This window comes from Luteitalea sp. (assembly GCA_009377605.1).
In the GTDB taxonomy this organism is placed as follows: domain Bacteria; phylum Acidobacteriota; class Vicinamibacteria; order Vicinamibacterales; family Vicinamibacteraceae; genus WHTT01.
Window position 1 is genome coordinate 19,523 of sequence record WHTT01000027.1, and the last position, 19,394, is coordinate 38,916.

Sequence of the window (19,394 nt, forward strand, 5' to 3'; positions counted from 1 at the left end):
CTGGCGAAACGGGGAGAGATGGCGGAGGACAACGATCTGACGGAGGGCACCGTGACCACTGACAACAAAGAGCAAAAGAAGATGTCCCGGCGCGACTTCGGATCGCGGCTGGGCTTGGCTGCGGCAGGCGTCGTGACGGCGAGTGAAGCGCTGGGTCGAGGCAAGCTCGACGCGGCCCCGCTGATGAACAGCCGGGTACCAGGTGCCAACGACCGGGTCGTAATGGCGAGCATCGGCATCCGAGGACAGGGCAACGCGCTGAAGCGCGGCTTCGCGAGCCTGAAGAACGTCGAGATCAAGACGCTGTGCGATATCGACGCCAACCTCGCGGACGAACGGATCAACGACGAGCGTCTGGCCGACGTCCCGACATTCAAGCCGAACTTCGTCCAAGACCTTCGCAAGGTGCTGGACGACAAGGACATCGACGGCGTGATCATCGCGACGCCGAACCACTGGCATGCGCTGGCCACGATCTGGGCGCTCCAGGCGGGCAAGCACGTGTACGTGGAAAAGCCGTCCTCACACACGGTGTGGGAAGGACGCAAGATGGTGGAGGCCACCGAGAAGTACAAGAAGATCGTGCAGGTCGGGACGATGAACCGTAGCCGGCCGGCGGTGCGCGAAGCCATCGAGCTCATACACAATGGTGGGATCGGCAAGGTGTACATGGCGCGTGGTCTCTGCTTCAAGACACGGCCGTCGATCGGCAAGTTCCCGGATGGCCCGTTGCAGCCCGGCGAGCGCTACACGCTGAACGTCGAGAGCGATGATCCCGAGCCGACGTGGGACGCCGCCTACCTTTCCGAAGTGGACTACGACCTGTGGCTCGGCCCGGCGCCGGAGACGCCGTTCAACCGGAACCACTTCCACTACAACTGGCACTGGCACTGGGACTACGGCAATGGCGACACCGGCAATCAAGGCCCGCACCAGTTCGACGTCGCGCGCTGGGGCCTCGGTAAGCAAGAGCACCCGATGAAGATCTGCTCGATGGGCGGGTATTTCGGGCCGGAATCCTCCCAGAACACGCCCGATACGCAGACCGTGCTCTTCGAGTACGCCGACGGCACGATCCTCGAGTTCGGCACGCGCGGGGAATACACCAACGACGAGGGGACGCAGAAGATCGGCAACCTCTTCTACGGGAGCGAAGGCTGGCTGTGGATCGACGGCAATGGGCGGGACTGGCAGTCGTATCGGGGACGCAAAGACGAGAAGGGTCCGGGCTCGAGCCAGTCAGCCGACAAGACCAATGGCGATGGTGGCGGCAGCGATCCGAACGTCCTCACGAGTATCGAGTACCCGCACTATCAGAACTTCGTCGATGCGATCCGTGCCGACGATCCCAAGCTGCTCACGTGCGACGTCCTGGAGGGGCACCTCTCGTCCGCACTACCGCACTTGGCGAATGTCTCGTACCGCGTCGGCCGCGGGCTGAAGTTCGATGGGGAGACCGAGCGCTGCGTGGACGACCAGGAGGCGAACACGCTTCTGACGCGTGAGTACCGCAAGGGTTTCGAGGTGCCGGAGAACGTGTAGCGTGCAACAAGGGGACAGGCCCCTTTTTCGGGATCGAGGCCGCCGGAAAAGGGGCCTGTCCCCTTTTCCGGCTGTTGGCGCAGCGGCACTGGCGCTTCTCGTCATGTTTCCAGCGTCACCGCGCGCCAACGACGGCGACGTGATAGCGCCGTGGCCCGAGAACCGCTCGTACTGGCAGTACAAGGGCCAGCCAATCCTCCTCCTCGGCGGCAGCGACGACGACAACGTGTTTCACTGGCCGGGCGAGCAGCTACGCCGGCAGCTGGATCTATTGCGGTCGGCCGGGGGCAACTACGTCCGCAACACGATGTCGGATCGAAAGGACCGTGGCTTCGAGCTGTATCCTTTCGAGCAGCTGGACAACGGCAAATACGACCTCGAGGTGTGGAACCCGGAGTACTGGAAGCGCTTCGAGCAGTTCCTCCGCTGGACCAACGAACGGGACATCATCGTCCAGATAGAGGTGTGGGACCGATTCGATTACAGCCTCGAGCCTTGGACGAGCCATCCATACAATCCGAAGAACAACGTCAGCTTCACCGCGGAAGACTCGGGGCTTGCCGAAGAGTACCCCGAGCATCCGGGAAAGAACCTCCAGCCCTTCTTCTTCACCACACCGCCGCAGCGCAACAATGCCGTGCTCCTGAAGCACCAGCAGCGATTCGTCGATCGCATGCTGTCCTACACGCTGCGCTTTGGTCATATCCTCTATTGCATCGACAACGAAACGAGCGGTGAGGAGGCATGGAGCCGCTACTGGGCGGAACACATCAAGCAGCGGGCGCGCGAGCGCGGGCGAGCCGTTTACGTCACGGAGATGTGGGATCCCTGGGACATCCAAGCCGACCAACACCGCCGCACGCTCGATCACCCGGAGCTGTACGACTTCGTCGATCTCTCACAGAACAACCATAACTCCGGCGCGGAGCACTGGCAGAACGCGCTCTGGGCACGCGGCTATCTCGCTGCAGCACCCAGGCCGATCAACACGGTGAAGACCTATGGCGCCGATGGCAACAAGTTCGGCCACAGCGATCAGGATGGGCTCGAGCGATTCTTTCGGCACATCCTTGCCGGCTTTGCGGCTGCACGCTTCCACCGGCCGGACTCTGGGCTCGGCCTGAGCACGACCGCCCGGACCGCTATCCGCGCGGCGCGGCAGTTGGAGTCGATCGTGCCACCCTGGACCTTGCAGCCGCGGGAGGAGGTCCTCACCAACGGGTCGGGAAGCGATGTCTACCTCGCCGATGCGGGCGACGCGCTCGTCCTCTATTTTCCCAAGGGTGGCCGCGTGGAGGTCGCCATGCCGGATGGCAGCTACGACGTCAACTGGATTGGCGTCGGCAGCCTCCCGGTACAGACCAGAGAAGCCGCCAAGGACGGTCGGCTTGCGCTTGCCGCCCCGAGCCAAGGCCACTGGCTCGCCGTCGTCCGTAAGCATAGCGCAGGCCTTTGAAGAAATTCCCTGGTAGCGCAGGCCTTTAGGCCTGCCTACGCCGCAATGGGCAGGCCTAAAGGCCTGCGCTACGGCGGTCGGTCATTCAACGGAGCCCTGGGCTTAGGCTATGTCGGCGCAGCGCCTCGCCGATGCCCGCAACGTCGGTCAGGATGGCGTCACCGATATAGCGCAGGCTTGCCAATGCGCGGTCCCCGGCGTCTTGATGTCCGGCGCCGCAGGCATCGGTCACCACGATAGGGATATAACCTAGATCCGCGCCATGTCGGACCGTTGGCTCGATGCCGATCTCGGTGGCCACCCCGACGATGATGAAGGCGTTCACACCGCAGTCGCGCAGGGCAATATCGAGTGGCGTGCCCTCGAAGGCCGACATCGTGATCTTGTCGAAGATCGCTTCCGACGGAAGGGGGCACAGCTCGGGCGTGAGCTGGAAGCCTGGTGTGTCGCGCAGGAACCACGGGCGCACGTCATTCGGGTCACTGACTCGCTGCCAGGCCATGGCCATGCGAAACTGGAAGATGCCCATCAGCTCCTTCGGCAACGACAGGTGCCGCATGAAGAAGACGCGAACGCCAGCTTGTCGAGCTGCCTGCAGCACCTCGGCAACCTTGGCGGTGACTTCGGCACCATGCTCGAGCTGCCGCAGGATGCCCACCTGCATGTCATAAACAATGAGCGCGAGGCGGCGTGGGTCACACACCTCGTCTAGATTGCGAGGAATCTCGAGGCCGTAAGCACTTTGCAAAACTGTCGTCTCCTCGTAACTCCGGTCGCTACCCATGCTATGAAGGATGAGCGTAACATCGTAGGCGTTGTCCGATGAAGAAGATTGCTCTCATCGCGATCGTGCTTCTCGTCCTGGCCGGCGTCGGGCTGTTCATTGCCGTGCGCCTGCTGCTCAACCCGGACAGCGTGCGCTCAGCCATCGAGGCGCAAGCAAGCGCTGCGCTCGGCATGCCGGTCAAGGCCAGTGCGGTGAGCGTCCAGCTGTGGCCGCGTGCGGGGTTGACGCTCGAAGACGTTCGGGTCGGCGAGCCAACCCAGGTCACCCTGCGGCGGGCGCTGCTCTCGACCGGCCTCTGGCCGCTTCTGTCACGTCGCGTAGAGGATGCAGAGGTCATTGTCGAAGATAGCCGTGTCGACTTGATCCAGGTGCTCGCCACATTGGACGCACTCGGTGACGCCCAAGCGTCACCGCAAGCCGAGGGCTCCTCCTCACCAGCGTTCACCATCGCCAGCGTGCGAACGATAGGACTGCGCAACGTGGAGCTCATGGTCGGCAAGCGTCGGGCCATCGTCTCGGTCGAATCGTCCCTCTCGGGCGATCGCCTCGACATCGCTCACCTGTCCGCCCGCGCCGAGGGATCCGAGCTCGAAGCGACAGGCAGTGTGGAAAGCCTTGCGCGCCGAGTGGCTCGCCTCGACATCGTCGCCGATCCGCTGGATCTCGATGGGCTCCTGGAGCTGGCGGCGGCGTTCTCCGGTCGGCCGGCGGATGGCGGCAGTCGCCCGACGAGCGGCGGTCCCATGGCAATCGACCTCCGCGCCAAGGTGCACGCAGGGAACGGTCGCTTCGCGGGGATGACGTTCACCGACCTGAAGATGATGATCGCGGTCACCCCGGAACGCGTCACGCTATCGCCACTGGCACTGCGGCTCTTCGACGGCGGCGTCAAGGGCGAGGTCGCCATCGATCTCGGCTCGCCGCCGGAGCTGCGCGTCGCCGGTACTTTCAGCGATGTCGATGTTCAGAAGCTCTCTGCCTTCGCCGGCCAACCGAGCGCCATCACGGGCACGCTGAACGGCCGCATGAAGGTGAGCGGCCGCGGACTCGACCCGGCCTCGGCGCTGCAGGCCGCACGAGGCACTGCCGACGTCGCGATCGCGAAGGGCCGCATGCCCGGTCTCAACCTCGTGCGTCCGGTGGTGTTGTTCTTTGGTCATCCCAAGGGTGCGCCTCCAGAAGGAAGCGGCGAGGCGTTCGAGCGCATCTCCGCCACGCTCGCGATTGATCAAGGTCTGATTCAGACGGACGACCTGGCCTTTGAATCTCGCGATGTCGACATGGCCGGTAACGGCAGCCTCGCGACTGCCGGCGGCACGCTCGATGTTCGGGCGAACCTCATGCTGTCGGAAGAGCTGTCAGCCCAGGCGGGCCGAGACCTGGTGCGATACACACGAGAAGGCAACCGGGTGGTCCTGCCGGCGACGATTACCGGAACGGTCGCTGCGCCGCGCGTGATGATCGATGAAGGAGCGGCTGCCAAGCGCGCCATCCGCAACGAGCTGGAGCGGCGCACGAAGTCTGTATTGGACCGGCTGCTTCGGCGCAAGAAGCCGGAGCCCTAACCTCGCTCCTCAAGCGGTGACTCTGACGTTGTCATGCAGGAACTCCGGAGCGAAGTCGGCGCCGTTTGGCCAAACTAGGGTGCGGAACTCCGGATGAATGATGAACGACTTGAAGAACGCTGGATCACGGAGTGGCTCGAACACTGAGCCGTGCAGCGCCGCGGCCAGATCGATCTCACCGCTCGTCCCATCTCGAAACCTGAGCCAGATGCTGTACCCGCCGACATACCGTGCTTCGAGAACGTGGTAGTTCATGACGTCACTCCAAGGGAGCGATTTGTTTGAGGGGCTGCCCCTGACGGGCGAGCTCCCAATTGTCCAATAATTCTTGCTTGTGAAGGCCCGCCCACTCAAGTACGTGCCGAAGAGCTCTTGGTGGGAAGCTACCGTGCACAGTGTTCGTCTCTACTTCTACCGAGATCTCGTGTTCTCCGTACACAGCGTGGAAGTGGGCGACGCCATGTTCCTTGTAGAACATGCCGATGACGATGCCGAGAAATCGCGAGAGCTCGGGCATTGGCTCTTCAGCCTCCCAACCACGATCGGCGCGAAACCTAGTAGCGTTGTTTCGTTCCTACGTTGACGCAAGCGACGTTTTGGGCCGCTCCCGGACAGTACCGCCAACAACAAGCGCTGCAGAAATAATCAAGAGATTCTTGATGATGTATTGCCCCTCCATCGTGGGCGCGAACGGGATGCCACCGGGTTGAAACGTCACGTCGGGCAACATGATCAGCGGTAAGAAGGTGCCGGCCATCTGCGCCGCCAGCAACGCGATGGCCACTCGGATCGTGCGTCGGAACAAGAATGTCACTCCGATGACGACCTCCCACCAGCCGATCATCGCCACCCACGTATGCGGCAATAGCAGCGGCAGCCAGGCAACCGTGGCCTCGACGAGCGGAGCCGCCGGCGACAAACCAAATGGCTTGAGAATGCCAAACCACACGAAGATCACGGCCAGGGACACCCGCAGCGCGCGAATGCCCACGCGTTGCATGGACGTGGCAAGGCGGCGGTCCACCGCGTCGAAGGCCGCCTTCATGCAACACCTCGGGTAAGCAACGGGGTTAGGATTAGCTGCTCCCGCCTTCGCTCGGGCGGGCGGGCGCTTTGCTCAGCGCGGCCGCGTGACTTGCGGGACGGTCCTTCGTTGCATCCTGGTTGTATGCCGTCGAGCCGCCCGGCGGGATACTCAGGAACTTCCAAGCTTCCCCACGGATGGACTTCGCGAGATAGACGATCTGGCCAGCATGATAGCTCGCGTGCGCGAGCGACCGCTGCAGCGCTTCGTGCACCGTCAGCGGCTGGCCTCGAATCGTCACCGTCTCGCCGAGCTGGTCGTCTCGCAGCGCCCCCAGCGTTTGCAGGAGTACCTCCCATCCTTGTTCCCACTTCGAGATCAGCTCATCGCGGCTGACGCTCCGAGCCTGAAACTCTTCTTCGCGGCGACGCCACGGCTTCTCGCCGTCGCCGGTCAGGAAGTCCGTGAAGCGCGAGCGCAGGTTCCCCGACACGTGCCAGCAAATCACGGCAATCGAGTTGGAGCCGTTGGGACCTTCGGCCGACAGCTCCGCCTCGGTGAGTTGGCTCATTGCAGCCTCGGCGAGCGCCTTGTAGCGAAGGTACTCGCCACGGATCGACTCTATGATCGTGGTCATGATGACTAGTCCCCGACGCTGATTTCTCCGTGGAGGTACTCGACCGCCCGCCCCCCGATGACGACACGGTCGCCACGAAGCTCGCACTCGAGCTCACCGCCGCGAGCAGAGACCTGTCTGGCCGTCAAGCTGGACTTGGCGAGGCGCGACGCCCAGTAGGGTACGAGCGTGCAGTGCGCAGAGCCGGTCACCGGATCCTCCGGAATGCCGGCGCGCGGCGCGAAGAACCGCGAGACGAAATCGGTGGCATCTCCAGGCGCCGAGACGATGACGGCAAATGCATCGAGCGCCTCGACGGCCCGCATATCAGGCCGTAGCGCCCGGACTTCCGCTTCGGAATGGAGAACGACGAGCAGATCGCTGGCAAGGTGCGCCTCACGTGGCCGAACGCCGAGTGCCGACGTCAATTCGTCGGTGACCTCGATGGGCGTGCCAGGTCTCGCCGGGAAGTCCATGCTGAGGAGATCGCCGTCGCGCGTGACGATCAGGTTGCCACTGCGAGTGCTGAACGTGAGGCGCTCCAGCGCCGGAAAGCGGTGGTGAAAGAGAACGTGCGCCGTGGCGAGCGTCGCATGGCCGCACAGGTCGACCTCCACGGTGGGGGTGAACCACCGCAAGGGAATCACGTCCGGACGAGGAATCACAAACGCGGTCTCGGCCAGATTGTTCTCCGCAGCAATTGCCGCGAGCAGCTCGTCCGGAAGCCAATCGTCGAGCGGGACGACGGCGGCCGGGTTACCCCCGAAGAGCCGATTGGTAAACGCATCAACCTGATAGAGTGGCAGCTTCATGGTAGGGGCACGCTCTGCATGGTAGGGGCGCTCGCCGACTCGTCCGCCGTAGCGCGGAGCGCGAAGGCGTGAGCGCACCATCACGGCCGCCTCGGCGAGGCGGCCCTCCCGAGAATTGTAAGGCTTCAGGACGTCAGCGAGCGATCTTCTTGGCCGCTCCGCGTTCGTTTCATCGCCCACGCAATTGCTGGCGTCAGCCACAAGACGAGCGCGGTGACTCCTAGCAAAGCGGCGACCGGCCGGGAAAAGAATGCGAGAAAGCTTCCGTCGGCCGCCGTCAGCGCCTGGATGAAGCGCTCCTCCAGTGGGCTTCCCAGGATGATTCCGAGGACCACCGGACCCGCGGAGATGTCCCGGCGATCCAGCAAGAACCCGACGAAGCCCATGATGCCCATCACGAGCACGTCGAAGTAGCTTCCGTTGATGGCGTAGGCGCCGGTGATACAGAAGAGAAGAATAATCGGAAGCAAGACCCGCTTGGGCGTTCGCCGGATCAAGCCGCCAGCCCTGATGGCCGCTGTGCCAGCGACGATCAAGACCAGGTTCGCCAAGATGAACAGCAAGTAGATGCTGTAAACGATGTCGGCCTGCGCCGTGAAGATATCAGGGCCCGGCGTCACATCCTTCATCAGGAGCACGCCGATGACGATCGCGGTTACGGAGTCTCCCGGAATGGCAAATACGAGCGCCGGCACCCATGCCCCTGCTAGCGCCGCGTTCTTCGCAGCGGCGCCGTCGCTAACACCCTCCATCGAGCCTCGCCCATATTCGTTCGGCTTGCTCGAAAAGCGCTTCGAGGCGGCCACCGATACCCAGGAGCCAATGTCGGCCCCGGCGCCAGGCAGCATGCCGATAACAGCACCAATCGTGCTGGACCGCAGGGCGTGCAACTTGCGCGTCCAGAGCGACGCCGACGCCTCCCGCATCGCGCTGATCCCCAGGAGATCGGTGGGGCGTGCGAACCAGCGCCTGCGCTCCGCCGGCTCTCGCAACTCGGATGCATCCGCCGTTTGTTCACCCAACCGTGGCGCGAACATGTTGCGCAGGATCTCCGAGACCCCGAACAGCCCAATCATTGCGGGGATGAAATTGATGCCCTGATAGAGCTCCGGACGCCCGAGCGTCAGGCGAGCTTCGGCGTGCACGGCGCTCAGTCCCACGAGGCTGAGCAGCAGCCCAATGATGAGGGCGAACAGGCCGCGCAGCATGGATCCTCGCGAGACAATGACCGCGCAGCTCAGACCCAGCAGATACAGCCAGAAATACTCGGCCACGCTGAAGGTGCGAGCCGCAAGCTGCGCCAGTGACGGCGCAAACAAGATGAGGATGACCGCCCCGAACAGACCGCCTGCCACGCTGGAGATCAGACAGACAGCAAGCACCCGATCGCCCTTGCCAAGCAGCGTGAGCCTGTAGGCATCCTCGGTGTACGCGGCGCTTGCTGGAGTGCCAGGAATCCTCAGCAGCGCGTTCGGGATGTCGCCGGCAAAGATCGCGCAGGCGGTGAGCGTCACCAAAGCCGCAAGCGCCGGCACCGGATCCATGAAGTAGACGACCGGAATGAGCAGCGCCACTGCCATGGTCGCAGTCAGGCCTGGAACGGCGCCCATGAAGACCCCATAGATGGCCGCCGCAATGACGACGAACCACACATAGGGGCTGAAGAACACCTGTTGGACGGCCTGGATGAATGCTCCTTCCATTTGTGATCACCAGCCGAAGATGCCCTGCGGCAGCGGCACACGAAGATAAACGGCAAATACTTGATAGACCAAGGCGACCAGAATCAGACTTACCAGCAGCGCAACCGGCCATCGGACACCGAGACGCCACATCAAGAACGCCATGATGGCAAACCCCGTCACTAAGAAGCCCAACGCCTCCGCGACGAGAAGATAGAGAAGAATTCCCCCCAGGACTTCCGCGACCCGCCAAGCGCCGCGCCACGAGAAGCTGTCCGAAGACTCGGTCCTGCTCATCCCTCCAGTGGTCACGAGCATCACCAGCGAGATGAAGCCGAGGCCAAGGAGAATCGCAGGAAACACCATGGGGCCGATCGTGCCCTCGCCCATGTTCTTGAACGCGTCGCCCGTCAGCAACGTGCCAAAGGACCGATCCATCCGCGCCAAGCTGCGGCTGAACTCCGCGGGGCCTTCGAATGCCCAATTGAAGCCAGCTCGCGCCATGAACCGACGAAACTCGTCGCCCTTCACCACCCGCTCCAACGCCGCCGCCAACACGCGACTGACTTCGTCCGGCGTCTCGGCCGGCATCCCGATGCCACGCCAACCTTCGAGGACGAGCTCGACACCCTGCTCCTTCAACGTGGGGATGTTGGGAAATTCGGCGAGCCGCTCGTCGGCCATCACGCCGAGGGCACGGATCTCGCCCGCGTCGAGCAGGGATCTGGCCTCCGGGAGGCTGCAGCTCACGATGTCGAGGCCTCCCGCCATCAATTCCTGGAGAGATGGCGACGCCCCTTCCATGGATATCCATCGAACAGCGTCTGATCGAGCGCCAATCTCGGTCAGCCAGCCGGCCAGCGCGACATGCCAGATGCCTCCCATCGCAGTGCCCGACGCGCGAAGCTGCCGCGGATGCGCTCGAACATGCGCGTTGAGCTCTTTGAGCGTCTGCCACGGAGCATCCTTGCGAACGAAGAGCGCTGCCGGATCGCGGTTCATCAAGGCCGCGGGGCGGTAATCGGCGTAGCTGATCGGCGTCAGGCCGCGCCAGTGAAGCATGCTGAGCTCCACCGTCATCAACGTGATCGTGTAGCCGTCTGGACGCGCCAGCGCCCCTCGTGTATGCCCGGTCACGCCGGCTGCGCCCGTGGCATTGACCACGTTCACCGGGACACCCAGCTCTCCTTCGAGCCCAACCGCCAACTGCCGCGCCACCCTGTCGGTGCCACCTCCCGCCGTCCACGGGCAGATCAAGATCACCGGACGACTCGGGTATTCTTCTCTCCGGTCGGCACAGCCAGGCGTCAGCCCGCCGAGCACAATCACGCACGCCACTACGAGGCCTCTGGAGATCCAGGCGGGACCACCATGTCGGCGCCAGCGCACTGCGGCGCACGAGGATTTGATCAGCATGAAGATTCCAATCATGAGACTGCTATTGATTGCGGTGCTCCCTTCATCAGTGCTGCATTTCGGGTGTGCCGCCGAAGACCCGCCCATCGAGCAGCCGGCCGAGCAGCCCGCCGTCAGCCGCCGGGTCGTCCGGCCGGATCATTTCCCCGCGGATCGGCCGTACTCGTTCGGCGTTCTCACCGGCGACACACTTTACCTCGCTGGTCAAGTCGGCCAGGACCCGGTGACCGGACAGCAAGCGAACGGAATTGGCGACCAGACCCGCCAGGCAATGGAAAACGTGGGGCACGTCCTGAAGGCGGCCGGAATGGACTTCACAAACCTGGTCAAGTGCCACGTCTACCTGAACGACATGGACGACTATACCGGGATGAACGCAGTCTACGGCAAGTTCTTCTCAGAGCGAGTGCCAGCACGAACCACCGTCGAGGCAGATGGATTGCCTGCAGATGCGAGCATCGAGATCAGTTGTGTCGCCTACCGTGATTCTTCGCGGATCTCGGTAGTCTCTGTGCCGAAGGGCTCACTTCCCGCGCCACTGGGACCTTACTCCCCCGCAGTCTGGGCCGGAGACACGCTCTACTTGTCCGGAATGGGCGGACAATTTCCCGAAGACCGGCGGCTACCGGAAGCCTTGACCGAGCAGACAACCCAGACCCTCGTCAATATCGGAACCACTTTGGAGACCGCGGGGCTCGGTTTCTCGCACCTGGTCGACAGCAACGTCTACGTCACGACGCCAGACGAGGTGGGAACGCTGGCCGGCGCCTATGCGCCATCGTTTGCCTCGATGCCGGCGCCACCGCGAGGTTTGGTGTTGCTGCCACGGCTGCCTGGTGAGATCAAGACGGAGATCACCGTCGTGGCGGCTCGGCGGACAGACGAGCGTCAGATCATTGCAGCCGCCGATGACGCCGACGACCCGACGCGCGGCATGCGCGTGCGAGGCACACTCTACACGCGCACGGAGTCTGCACCCGAGGCCGGCCCGGACTTCGAACAGCAGTTTCGAGGCGTTCTGCGAAAGCTGGAAAGCACGCTCACCAACGCCAGCCTGCGATGGCGCGACGTCGCACATGTTGAGGTGTATCTGGCCGACATCGCGGACATGGACGGTATGAACCGTGTCTTTCGCGAGACGTTCCCGGAGCAACCTCCAGCGCGCACGACCCTCCAGACGACCCCGCGCTCCGGCGAGCGCGTCCAGGCGGCGTTGGTGGCAACGCGGGCCCAAATGTAGCGTTGTGGAGGGTGTCGCCGTAAATATCACAGGCTCGGGAGCGGCAGAGCGCCGTGGCGGCACGGCCACTACACGGAGACGAATCGATGAACGGACTGCTATTCGGGGGAGCCGGGACAGCAAGCGTGGTAGGGGATTTGGGACTACTCGTCTTGCGCGCCTTTACTGGCCTGGCCCTGGCATTCGCCCATGGCATCAACAAGATTCCACCGTCGGCAGGCTTCATCGAGAGGGTTGACGGTTACGGATTTCCCCTCCCGATGGTCTTTTCCTGGGGAGCCGGCCTCTCCGAGCTCGTCGGCGGTTGCCTGATCGCGGTTGGGCTGCTGACCCGCCCGGCCGCCCTGTTCGTCTTCAGCACGATGAGCGTGGCGGTCCTCTTCGCACATGCCGATGACCCGTTCTCGGTGAAGGAGAAGGCGTTCCTCTTCGGAATGGTCGCTCTCCTGCTCATCGCAGCCGGCGCCGGCCGGTTTGCCCTCGATCCACGCGTTCGCCATCGTCGCAACCGCTGAGGCGCGCCTGGCGCCCCGCTGAATCGACAGCGCCCATGCCTCTTGCAGATGAACGACATTCTCTGTAAACTTTCACGTGATGGCGCTCACGCCGCAATCGACAGCCAGGTCTAAACCCGAGCCGGCCGCCGTGCTCGCGAAGGCCGTGCTCTCCGCCGCGGCACGGCTTGGCCTGCGCAACCGCCCTCTCGCGATGATCCTCGGCACCAGCGAAGCCTCCGTTTCCAGGCTGCAACGCGGTCGGGGCATCGATCCCACCAGCAAGGAGGGAGAGGTCGCGCTGTTGTTCCTGCGGATGTACCGTAGCCTCGATGCGATCATGGGCGGCGACGACGCTCAAGCACGCGCGTGGCTGCACGCGGCGAACTCTCACGTCGGCGGGGTGCCTGCAACGCGCATCCGCCACATCGAGGGGCTGATGCATGTCCTCCAGTATCTGGACGCGATGCGAGGGCGCCTCTAGGTTCCGCCTGCTCCGACTCGTTGCGTGGCGCGTCGTCGAAGCGCAGCACCAGGTCTCGACGCGCAAGCTCGTCGACACACTCGATGAGCAGGCGCTCCTCGAAGAGCTGATCGAAGCTGCCAAGCCGCCGAACCTGACCGACGGCCACCTCCACTATCTGCTGTCCACGCCGTTCCGTTATCCGCCGCTTGCTCACGGCTCTCGCTTCGCCAGCCGATACGAACGGGGAATCTGGTACGGATCGGAAGGGCGGCGGGCAGCATTCGCTGAAGTGGCGTACTACCGACTCGTTTTTCTCGACGGCACGCAGGCGGATCTCGGTGTCGTTACGACTGAGCTCACGGCCTTCACCGTGCGTGTGAGCTCGGAGCGAGGGATCGATCTTGTGGCGCCCCCCTTCGATGCGCACCGCACCCCTATCGCTTCGCCCAGCGCCTACGGCGAGACGCAAGCGCTGGGCCAGGCGATGCGCACGGCCCACGTCGAGCTATTCCGCTACCCGTCAGCGCGCGACGCAGAGGGCGGTGTCAATGTGGGCATCTTCTCACCCGCCGCGTTCAGCGCGACAAAGCCGCGCAGCATGGAAACATGGCGCTGCACCGCGACACGCGAATGGGTCGAGATCGTGAAGCGCGATTACTTCGAACAGTCCGCGTTCAGCTTCGTGCGTGAGACGTTCCTGGTGGACGGCCTGCTGCCGGCGCCTGCGCCGTGAACTACGAAGGGGTCTAGGGGTCTAGGGATCTAGGGATCTAGGGATCTAGGGATCTAGGGATCTAGGGATCTAGGGAGGGTTCTACAGACGCCTCCTGGGTTGCCCTAGCAACCATTCGATCGGGAAGCGTCGGGCCGCTGGCGCCCCGGACGCTGGAGTGCCCCCCTTCCCTTGATCCCTTGATCCCTTGATCCCTTGATCCCTTGATCCCTCCTTCAGCTCGTCGCTTCGCCCAACAGCGCTGCGTGCACACCCCGCTCGTACGCGAGTGATTCCTTCATGCCAGCGAGCGGATCGTCGGCGTTGATCTCGTACTCCAGCGCCAGGTGTCCCTCGAAGTTGGCCTTGAGCAGCGCGCGGAACAGGCCGGGAATATCGAGTGCTCCTTTACCGACCTCCACCTGGCTGTCTTTGTCGCTCTTGTCCGCGAGATCCTTGATGTGCAGATCGAGCAGGCGAGGGCCGGCCAGGGTGACAGACTCCACGATGTCCGCCCCAGCGCGCACGGAATGGCCGATGTCCATGCAGATGCCCATGCGCGCATCGCGGCCCTTCAGCGCGGCCAGCGCGTCTGCAGGCGCCGGATACCACTCGTCTTCCGGGCCGTGATTGTGAATCGCAATCTTGATGTCGTACTCCTTCACCAGCTTCTCGACGATGTCGAGCGTCTCCGGCGCGGGTGAGCAGACGATCGTCGGAAAGCCGCCAGCCTTGGCATAGTCGAAATCCTTGCGGATCTCCGCCTCGTCGTTGGCCTTCCAGGTGATCACGCCGCCCCCCATGATGGTCAGACCGGCCGCTTCGATCTTCTTGCCGTTGGCGCGAATCACCTCGGGTGGGTCGGTGCGCGGCAGATGCATATCCTTGAGCGTGATGTACTTAACGTCCATGTCCTGGCACATCTCCAGCGCGGCATCCAGCGGGAACTCTCGAAGCGAGTAGGAGGCCACGCCGATCTTGAGCCCTTTCGACTCCGCGGGCCGAGGCGGCGCAGATGAGCCGAACGCGATCCGGCCGACGAGCGCGGGACCGGTGAGCGCGATGCCGGTGGTCGCGAGGAATTGCCGGCGAGAGGACGGAGACAACGACATGACGACTCCTTTGGCTTGTGTCAGGGACATTGGTCATTCTACGCCTACTGGCGCGTGAAGGGCAGATCCCAGACGCGGTCTTGCACGACGCTGAGCGCTGTCGGGCGTCCCGCAGCATCGCGTCTGAAAATCACCCATCACCTTTCCTCTCGCACTCGCCATTCTTGCGGGCGCCTCGCCCTTCGACAAGCTTACCCCTCGACTCCGCTCGGGGTGACCCTGAGCTCGTCGAAGGGTCAGGGCGCGGTGAGCCTGTCGAACGGCGACGATCCCGGCGCGTTCGGCAAGGCGGCCCTACCATCGCGGTAGGGCCGCCTCGCCGAGGCGGCCGTTATCTCAGGAGGCAAAGCTGTTCGCGGTCAACCCGGTGACGGGCGACAAGGTATGGCAGGTAGTGAGGAAGTTCAACGCCAGTGCGCTGCCTCAATAGCTCAGCGAAACACCGGCGATGACAATCGGCTGAAAGTCGTCGTCGCCATTGAACGCCTCGAGCGTGTCGCCGAGGACCAGGAACTTGACGCCGCCGGTGACGCTCCACGATCCGTAGGCGGCCGGCACGTTGAGCGGCAGCGAAGCGATCACCCCGAAGTCGAAGAAGCCAAACCCGCTGTCCTCTCCCGTCACCGGATGCTCGTAGTAATCGCTCAAGCTGAGACCCAAGGTCACCGGCACCGACAGGCTGACCGGTGAATCGACGCCGAGCGGAATGGGCGCCTCGGCACCGAGCTCCAGGTAGACGCCCTCGTTCGATCCGCCGTCCGCTTGCCCGTCGGTTTCAAACGCAATCGTCGCGGAAGGGCTCAGCATGAGCCCCCCGTGAGCGAACCCAACGGCAACCTCCTTGACGGTGCCGAAGACGCTGTTTGGGCTCATGTACGCCGTATAGGTCAGCGACGTTTCCATATCGCCCTGGAGCCCCAGGGCAAGTGACGCGTAGAAGTCTGCTTCGTACCACAGCTCCGGATCGCCATTGTCCCCGTCGAGACCGGTCGGCCCGGAGTGCATGCTGTTCCAGACTCCCCCTGTGACCGAGGCGCTGGTCAGGCCGCCGTCGCCTTCGTACAGCGTGAGGCCGCCCTCGAGAAATGGCTGCCCAATGAACCCGTCGGTCTCCTGGACAATGCCGCGGAAGAAGTACGCAGAACCGATATCGATCCCAGCTCCCAGAGAAATCTTGCCCTCGTTGCCCGCGGGCTCCGCGGGCTCCGCCGTCTCGGTCTGAGCGCCTGCGGATCCTCCGAGCCACAGCACTCCGACAGCCGCAACAAGACCTACGTGGAACAAACGTCGCACCATGGGTAAAGCAGTCTTCATAGACGTGTCACCAGCGAAAAGTTGAACGAGCCTCCGCCGTAAGGGCTTCATAGACGAAGACAGGAAGCGACCCGAGAATGACTTCTACGCCTGACTCGAGCCTTAGGACGAGGCTCATAGGAGCAAGACGTGGGCCCGAATGCCCTTCTGCCACGTTATTGCAGTGAATTGGCGGTAACACCCGAAAAACCGGGGAATCTTGTTGTCCGGTCACACGGCTGGAGGGTGTGGCGATTGACACAAAGGTAGATTGACCTTCGCGCTACAACAAAACTGTCGCCATGTTACGCCCGCGAGAGGCGCATTCCGGCCGCCAACGAGGCAAAACCAAGAATTTACGCGGTTGTCCTGCCGCCGCTCCAACGATGAGAGCCAAGCTCGGTCATGCGCCCAAGGTCAGCGCAGTCGGTCTCGCGCACATCGAGAATCAATTTTCGTCCCACAATCCCACAAATACGTCGCAGCACAGGAATGAGACGACCTGGAGCGCATAGTGCCGAGGTAATGGCAACAAAACTGTTCCAGACAAGAGAGCGTGGGCACAGATCTGTCTCCCGCCTCCCCGCTGCATGGCTGAGTTTGACGACCGGTCCACTCTAGCGCTAGCATCGCCCGACAGCTGGCACCAAGAAGGAGTATCAAAGGAGGGGAGGGCATGAGCATTTTTCGCTCAGCTGATAACGAGTACGAGGAGGCACTCATCTTCAAGCGTAGCAGCGCCAGCTCGATGGGACGTCGCGGAGAAAGCCCCAAGACACACATTGACGTCTCTCACCTACAGTTGGGCGCCTCGCCGGTGACATCCAACGCTCGTCCTCTCGGAAGGGCGCTGACCTACACCGTCGTCGCGGGAGACACTCTCTGGAAAATCGCCACGCGCCAATTGGGTGACGGGAGGAAGTGGGCCAAGATTTACGAGGCCAACAAGGACAAGATCAAGGATCCCGACTTCATCCATCCAGGACAGGTCTTTCGGATGCCGCACGCGTAACCAGCCAAGGGTCTCTGCTGTCGATGTCCCCGCCGCTCGCGCGGATAAATCGACGGCAGAGCCCCCTCGCTGGTTCGCCAGTATTAGCGTGGCGCGCGCCACGCGCTGGGCTCTTCCCGGCCGGCCGATGCTTCCAGTACACTGGGGTGATGAGCGCCCCCGAGTCGGAAGCCCCCGTGGAAACGAAGCGCACTGGCCCACCGGAGCCAAGGGCAGCGTCCGGCGCCCCGGTGGATTTCGTTCGTCAGATCGTTACCGACGACGTGCGACGCGGGCGGCGCCAGGGGCGCGTTCATACCCGATTTCCGCCGGAGCCCAACGGGTATCTGCATATTGGGCACGCCAAGGCCATCTGCCTGGACTTCGGTGTCGCCGAGGAGTTTGCCGGCCTCTGCAACCTCCGGTTCGACGACACCAACCCTGCCAAAGAGAACGTCGAGTACGTCGACGCCATCCGGGAAGACATTCACTGGCTGCGGTTCGACTGGGGCGATCGCGAATTCTACGCGTCCGACTACTTCGAGCGGCTCTATCAGTGCGCGGTGGCGCTCGTGCGCCAGGGCAAGGCGTACGTCGACAGCCTGACGGCGGAGGAGATTCGAGACTATCGCGGCACGCTCACCGACCCGGGGCGAGAGAGTCCGTATCGCAACCGCAGTGTCGAAGAGAACCTCGATCTGCTCGACCGCATGCGTCAGGGTGAGTTCCCTGATGGTATGCACGTGCTGCGTGCCAAGATCGACATGGCCTCGCCGAACATCAACATGCGGGATCCGACGCTGTATCGGATCCGGCACGCGACGCACCATCGAACGGGGGATGCGTGGTGCATTTATCCGACGTACGATTACGCGCACCCGCTGTCTGACGCCTTCGAGCAGATCACGCACTCGCTGTGCACCCTCGAGTTCGAGGATCATCGGCCGCTGTACGATTGGGTCATTGCGCAGCTGGACTTCGTGGACCCGCCGCAGCAGATCGAGTTCGCCCGTCTCAATCTCTCGTACACGATTACGAGCAAGCGCAAGCTCGCCCAGCTCGTGACCGAAGGGCACGTCACCGGGTGGGACGATCCGCGCCTGCCAACGCTGGCCGGTTTGCGGCGTCGCGGCTACACGCCGGAGGCGATACGCGATTTCTGCGGGCGCATTGGTGTCGACAAGAGCGAGGGCGTCGTGGATCTCGCGTTGCTGGAGCACTGCCTCCGCGAACACTTGAATGCGCGCGCCCTGCGCGTGATGGGCGTGCTGCGTCCCATCAAGGTCGTGCTCCTCAACTATCCCGAGGGCGAGGTCGAAGAGCTCGACGCCATCAACAATCCAGAAGACGACTCGGCTGGAACACGCAAGGTGCCCTTCTCGCGTGAGCTCTACATCGATCGTGACGACTTCCGCGAGGTGCCGCCCCCCAAGTATCATCGCCTCTCGCCCGGCGCCGAGGTGCGCCTGCGCTACGCCTACATCATCAAATGCGTCGACGTGGTCAAGGACGAGCATGGTGAGATTACGGCGTTGCACTGCACCTACGACCCCGAGACCAAGAGCGGATCCGGACCGCAGGCGAAGCGACGGGTGAAGGGCACCATCCACTGGGTCTCGGCTGGCCACGCTCTGCCTGCCGAGGTGCGGCGCTACGATCGGCTCTTCAGCGTCGAGCAGCCGGGACGCGACCGACCGCTCGTCGAGGACGTCAGCCCGACGTCGCTCGAGGCGCTCACCGACAGCTGGGTCGAGCCGTCGCTGGCCGACGCCCCCGCCGGCAGCCGCTACCAGTTCGAGCGTCTCGGATATTTCGTTGTGGATGCAGACTCCGTGCGTGGCCGCCTCGTCTTCAATCGGACGGTGACGCTCCGGGACACGTGGGCCAAGATTGAGCAAAGACAGGTAAGAGATTCGAGGTGAGAGGTTCGAGGTAAAGAGGTTGGTTCAGCCTCCCGTGCGGGCCGTTGGTGGTTGCCGCCTAGTCCACTGGAATGGTAAACTTTCGCGTTCGGGCGTGAGCGATATCGCGTGCCATGCGGCTCGCGTCGCCCGGCCGGACGCCCCGCCGCCAGCGTGGTGAGTGTAGCTCAAGGGCAGAGCGCCGGACTGTGGCTCCGGATGTTGGGGGTTCGAATCCCCTCACTCACCCCATTCACCTCGTCGCTTCTCAGAAGACTTGTAAGC

The 19,394-nt window shown here is 63.4% G+C and carries 19 protein-coding genes and 1 tRNA gene; 10 read left to right on the forward strand and 10 right to left on the reverse strand.

Annotation, left to right across the window (positions count from 1 at the left end; genetic code table 11):
• Positions 1–81: 81 nt before the first annotated feature.
• Together GEV06_11195 and GEV06_11200 are read left to right on the forward strand one after the other, a co-directional pair.
• Positions 82–1,542 (forward strand): gfo/Idh/MocA family oxidoreductase, encoded by a 1,461-nt coding sequence (locus GEV06_11195; GenBank protein MPZ18463.1) that lies wholly within the window; start codon positions 82–84, stop codon positions 1,540–1,542.
• A gap of 103 nt (positions 1,543–1,645) precedes the next feature.
• Positions 1,646–2,998, forward strand: a complete 1,353-nt coding sequence (locus GEV06_11200) for a hypothetical protein (GenBank protein ID MPZ18464.1) — start codon at positions 1,646–1,648, stop codon at positions 2,996–2,998.
• A gap of 85 nt (positions 2,999–3,083) precedes the next feature.
• Here GEV06_11200 and GEV06_11205 read toward each other — a convergent pair whose 3' ends face one another.
• Positions 3,084–3,746 (reverse strand): isochorismatase family protein, encoded by a 663-nt coding sequence (locus tag GEV06_11205; GenBank protein ID MPZ18465.1) that lies wholly within the window; start codon positions 3,744–3,746, stop codon positions 3,084–3,086.
• A gap of 74 nt (positions 3,747–3,820) precedes the next feature.
• Between GEV06_11205 and GEV06_11210 the strand changes: the two genes are divergently transcribed.
• The gene (locus GEV06_11210; protein MPZ18466.1) at positions 3,821–5,350 is read left to right on the forward strand and encodes an AsmA family protein; all 1,530 of its coding nucleotides are present in this window, start codon (positions 3,821–3,823) and stop codon (positions 5,348–5,350) included.
• Positions 5,351–5,359: 9 nt separating this feature from the next.
• Here the strand turns inward: GEV06_11210 and GEV06_11215 are convergent, their stop codons facing one another.
• The 7 genes from GEV06_11215 to GEV06_11245 all read right to left on the reverse strand — a co-directional run bounded on the left by GEV06_11215 (position 5,360) and on the right by GEV06_11245 (position 10,987).
• Complete coding sequence (locus GEV06_11215) at positions 5,360–5,605, reverse strand: DUF2442 domain-containing protein (GenBank protein ID MPZ18467.1); 246 nt, start codon at positions 5,603–5,605, stop codon at positions 5,360–5,362.
• Positions 5,606–5,609: 4 nt separating this feature from the next.
• Positions 5,610–5,867, reverse strand: a complete 258-nt coding sequence (locus GEV06_11220) for a DUF4160 domain-containing protein (GenBank protein ID MPZ18468.1) — start codon at positions 5,865–5,867, stop codon at positions 5,610–5,612.
• Positions 5,868–5,924: 57 nt separating this feature from the next.
• On the reverse strand, positions 5,925–6,395 hold the full coding sequence (locus GEV06_11225) for a hypothetical protein (GenBank protein ID MPZ18469.1): 471 nt from the start codon (positions 6,393–6,395) through the stop codon (positions 5,925–5,927).
• Between the two features lie 31 nt (positions 6,396–6,426).
• A complete protein-coding gene (locus tag GEV06_11230; GenBank protein MPZ18470.1) occupies positions 6,427–7,011 on the reverse strand; it encodes a DUF1572 domain-containing protein in 585 nt (194 codons plus the stop codon).
• A 5-nt stretch (positions 7,012–7,016) separates the two neighbouring features.
• On the reverse strand, positions 7,017–7,802 hold the full coding sequence (locus GEV06_11235; protein MPZ18471.1) for a PhzF family phenazine biosynthesis isomerase: 786 nt from the start codon (positions 7,800–7,802) through the stop codon (positions 7,017–7,019).
• 125 nt (positions 7,803–7,927) lie between these two features.
• Positions 7,928–9,505 (reverse strand): C4-dicarboxylate ABC transporter permease, encoded by a 1,578-nt coding sequence (locus tag GEV06_11240; protein MPZ18472.1) that lies wholly within the window; start codon positions 9,503–9,505, stop codon positions 7,928–7,930.
• Between the two features lie 6 nt (positions 9,506–9,511).
• On the reverse strand, positions 9,512–10,987 hold the full coding sequence (locus GEV06_11245; protein MPZ18473.1) for a hypothetical protein: 1,476 nt from the start codon (positions 10,985–10,987) through the stop codon (positions 9,512–9,514).
• On the opposite strand from GEV06_11245, the gene GEV06_11250 reads away from it, so the two are divergent.
• From GEV06_11250 to GEV06_11265, 4 genes are all read left to right on the forward strand, one after another.
• On the forward strand, positions 10,899–12,140 hold the full coding sequence (locus GEV06_11250; protein ID MPZ18474.1) for a hypothetical protein: 1,242 nt from the start codon (positions 10,899–10,901) through the stop codon (positions 12,138–12,140). The genes GEV06_11245 and GEV06_11250 overlap by 89 nt on opposite strands.
• Positions 12,141–12,226: 86 nt before the next feature.
• Entirely contained in the window at positions 12,227–12,655 is a 429-nt protein-coding gene (locus GEV06_11255; GenBank protein MPZ18475.1) for a DoxX family membrane protein, read from the forward strand.
• A gap of 79 nt (positions 12,656–12,734) precedes the next feature.
• Positions 12,735–13,118, forward strand: coding sequence for a DUF2384 domain-containing protein (locus GEV06_11260; GenBank protein MPZ18476.1), 384 nt, complete (start codon positions 12,735–12,737; stop codon positions 13,116–13,118).
• Positions 13,078–13,833, forward strand: coding sequence for an RES domain-containing protein (locus GEV06_11265; protein ID MPZ18477.1), 756 nt, complete (start codon positions 13,078–13,080; stop codon positions 13,831–13,833). The genes GEV06_11260 and GEV06_11265 overlap by 41 nt, the downstream gene beginning before the upstream one ends.
• A gap of 215 nt (positions 13,834–14,048) precedes the next feature.
• Here the strand turns inward: GEV06_11265 and GEV06_11270 are convergent, their stop codons facing one another.
• Complete coding sequence (locus GEV06_11270) at positions 14,049–14,954, reverse strand: TIM barrel protein (protein MPZ18478.1); 906 nt, start codon at positions 14,952–14,954, stop codon at positions 14,049–14,051.
• 393 nt (positions 14,955–15,347) lie between these two features.
• Positions 15,348–16,220, reverse strand: coding sequence for a hypothetical protein (locus tag GEV06_11275; protein ID MPZ18479.1), 873 nt, complete (start codon positions 16,218–16,220; stop codon positions 15,348–15,350).
• A gap of 673 nt (positions 16,221–16,893) precedes the next feature.
• On the opposite strand from GEV06_11275, the gene GEV06_11280 reads away from it, so the two are divergent.
• From GEV06_11280 to GEV06_11290, 3 genes are all read left to right on the forward strand, one after another.
• Positions 16,894–17,229: a LysM peptidoglycan-binding domain-containing protein gene (locus tag GEV06_11280; GenBank protein ID MPZ18480.1), complete on the forward strand. Its 336-nt coding sequence runs from the start codon at positions 16,894–16,896 to the stop codon at positions 17,227–17,229.
• 149 nt (positions 17,230–17,378) lie between these two features.
• The gene (locus GEV06_11285) at positions 17,379–19,130 is read left to right on the forward strand and encodes a glutamine--tRNA ligase/YqeY domain fusion protein (GenBank protein ID MPZ18481.1); all 1,752 of its coding nucleotides are present in this window, start codon (positions 17,379–17,381) and stop codon (positions 19,128–19,130) included.
• Positions 19,131–19,286: 156 nt separating this feature from the next.
• Positions 19,287–19,361: transfer RNA gene (locus tag GEV06_11290), tRNA-His, on the forward strand.
• The last annotated feature ends 33 nt before the right edge of the window (positions 19,362–19,394 follow it).

What these genes read in the sequence shown, in the direction of transcription:
- GEV06_11230 (MPZ18470.1), bottom strand. Translation starts at nt 7,011, where the DNA reads ATGACCACGATCATAGAGTCGATCCGTGGCGAGTACCTTCGCTACAAG.
- GEV06_11220 (MPZ18468.1), bottom strand. Translation starts at nt 5,867, where the DNA reads ATGCCCGAGCTCTCGCGATTTCTCGGCATCGTCATCGGCATGTTCTAC.
- GEV06_11200 (MPZ18464.1), top strand. Translation starts at nt 1,646, where the DNA reads ATGTTTCCAGCGTCACCGCGCGCCAACGACGGCGACGTGATAGCGCCG.
- GEV06_11245 (MPZ18473.1), bottom strand. Translation starts at nt 10,987, where the DNA reads ATGGGCGGGTCTTCGGCGGCACACCCGAAATGCAGCACTGATGAAGGG.
- GEV06_11280 (MPZ18480.1), top strand. Translation starts at nt 16,894, where the DNA reads ATGAGCATTTTTCGCTCAGCTGATAACGAGTACGAGGAGGCACTCATC.
- GEV06_11215 (MPZ18467.1), bottom strand. Translation starts at nt 5,605, where the DNA reads ATGAACTACCACGTTCTCGAAGCACGGTATGTCGGCGGGTACAGCATC.
- GEV06_11240 (MPZ18472.1), bottom strand. Translation starts at nt 9,505, where the DNA reads ATGGAAGGAGCATTCATCCAGGCCGTCCAACAGGTGTTCTTCAGCCCC.
- GEV06_11255 (MPZ18475.1), top strand. Translation starts at nt 12,227, where the DNA reads ATGAACGGACTGCTATTCGGGGGAGCCGGGACAGCAAGCGTGGTAGGG.
- GEV06_11210 (MPZ18466.1), top strand. Translation starts at nt 3,821, where the DNA reads ATGAAGAAGATTGCTCTCATCGCGATCGTGCTTCTCGTCCTGGCCGGC.
- GEV06_11260 (MPZ18476.1), top strand. Translation starts at nt 12,735, where the DNA reads ATGGCGCTCACGCCGCAATCGACAGCCAGGTCTAAACCCGAGCCGGCC.
- GEV06_11250 (MPZ18474.1), top strand. Translation starts at nt 10,899, where the DNA reads ATGAAGATTCCAATCATGAGACTGCTATTGATTGCGGTGCTCCCTTCA.
- GEV06_11225 (MPZ18469.1), bottom strand. Translation starts at nt 6,395, where the DNA reads ATGAAGGCGGCCTTCGACGCGGTGGACCGCCGCCTTGCCACGTCCATG.
- GEV06_11285 (MPZ18481.1), top strand. Translation starts at nt 17,379, where the DNA reads ATGAGCGCCCCCGAGTCGGAAGCCCCCGTGGAAACGAAGCGCACTGGC.
- GEV06_11265 (MPZ18477.1), top strand. Translation starts at nt 13,078, where the DNA reads ATGTCCTCCAGTATCTGGACGCGATGCGAGGGCGCCTCTAGGTTCCGC.
- GEV06_11275 (MPZ18479.1), bottom strand. Translation starts at nt 16,220, where the DNA reads ATGGTGCGACGTTTGTTCCACGTAGGTCTTGTTGCGGCTGTCGGAGTG.
- GEV06_11270 (MPZ18478.1), bottom strand. Translation starts at nt 14,954, where the DNA reads ATGTCCCTGACACAAGCCAAAGGAGTCGTCATGTCGTTGTCTCCGTCC.
- GEV06_11235 (MPZ18471.1), bottom strand. Translation starts at nt 7,802, where the DNA reads ATGAAGCTGCCACTCTATCAGGTTGATGCGTTTACCAATCGGCTCTTC.
- GEV06_11195 (MPZ18463.1), top strand. Translation starts at nt 82, where the DNA reads ATGTCCCGGCGCGACTTCGGATCGCGGCTGGGCTTGGCTGCGGCAGGC.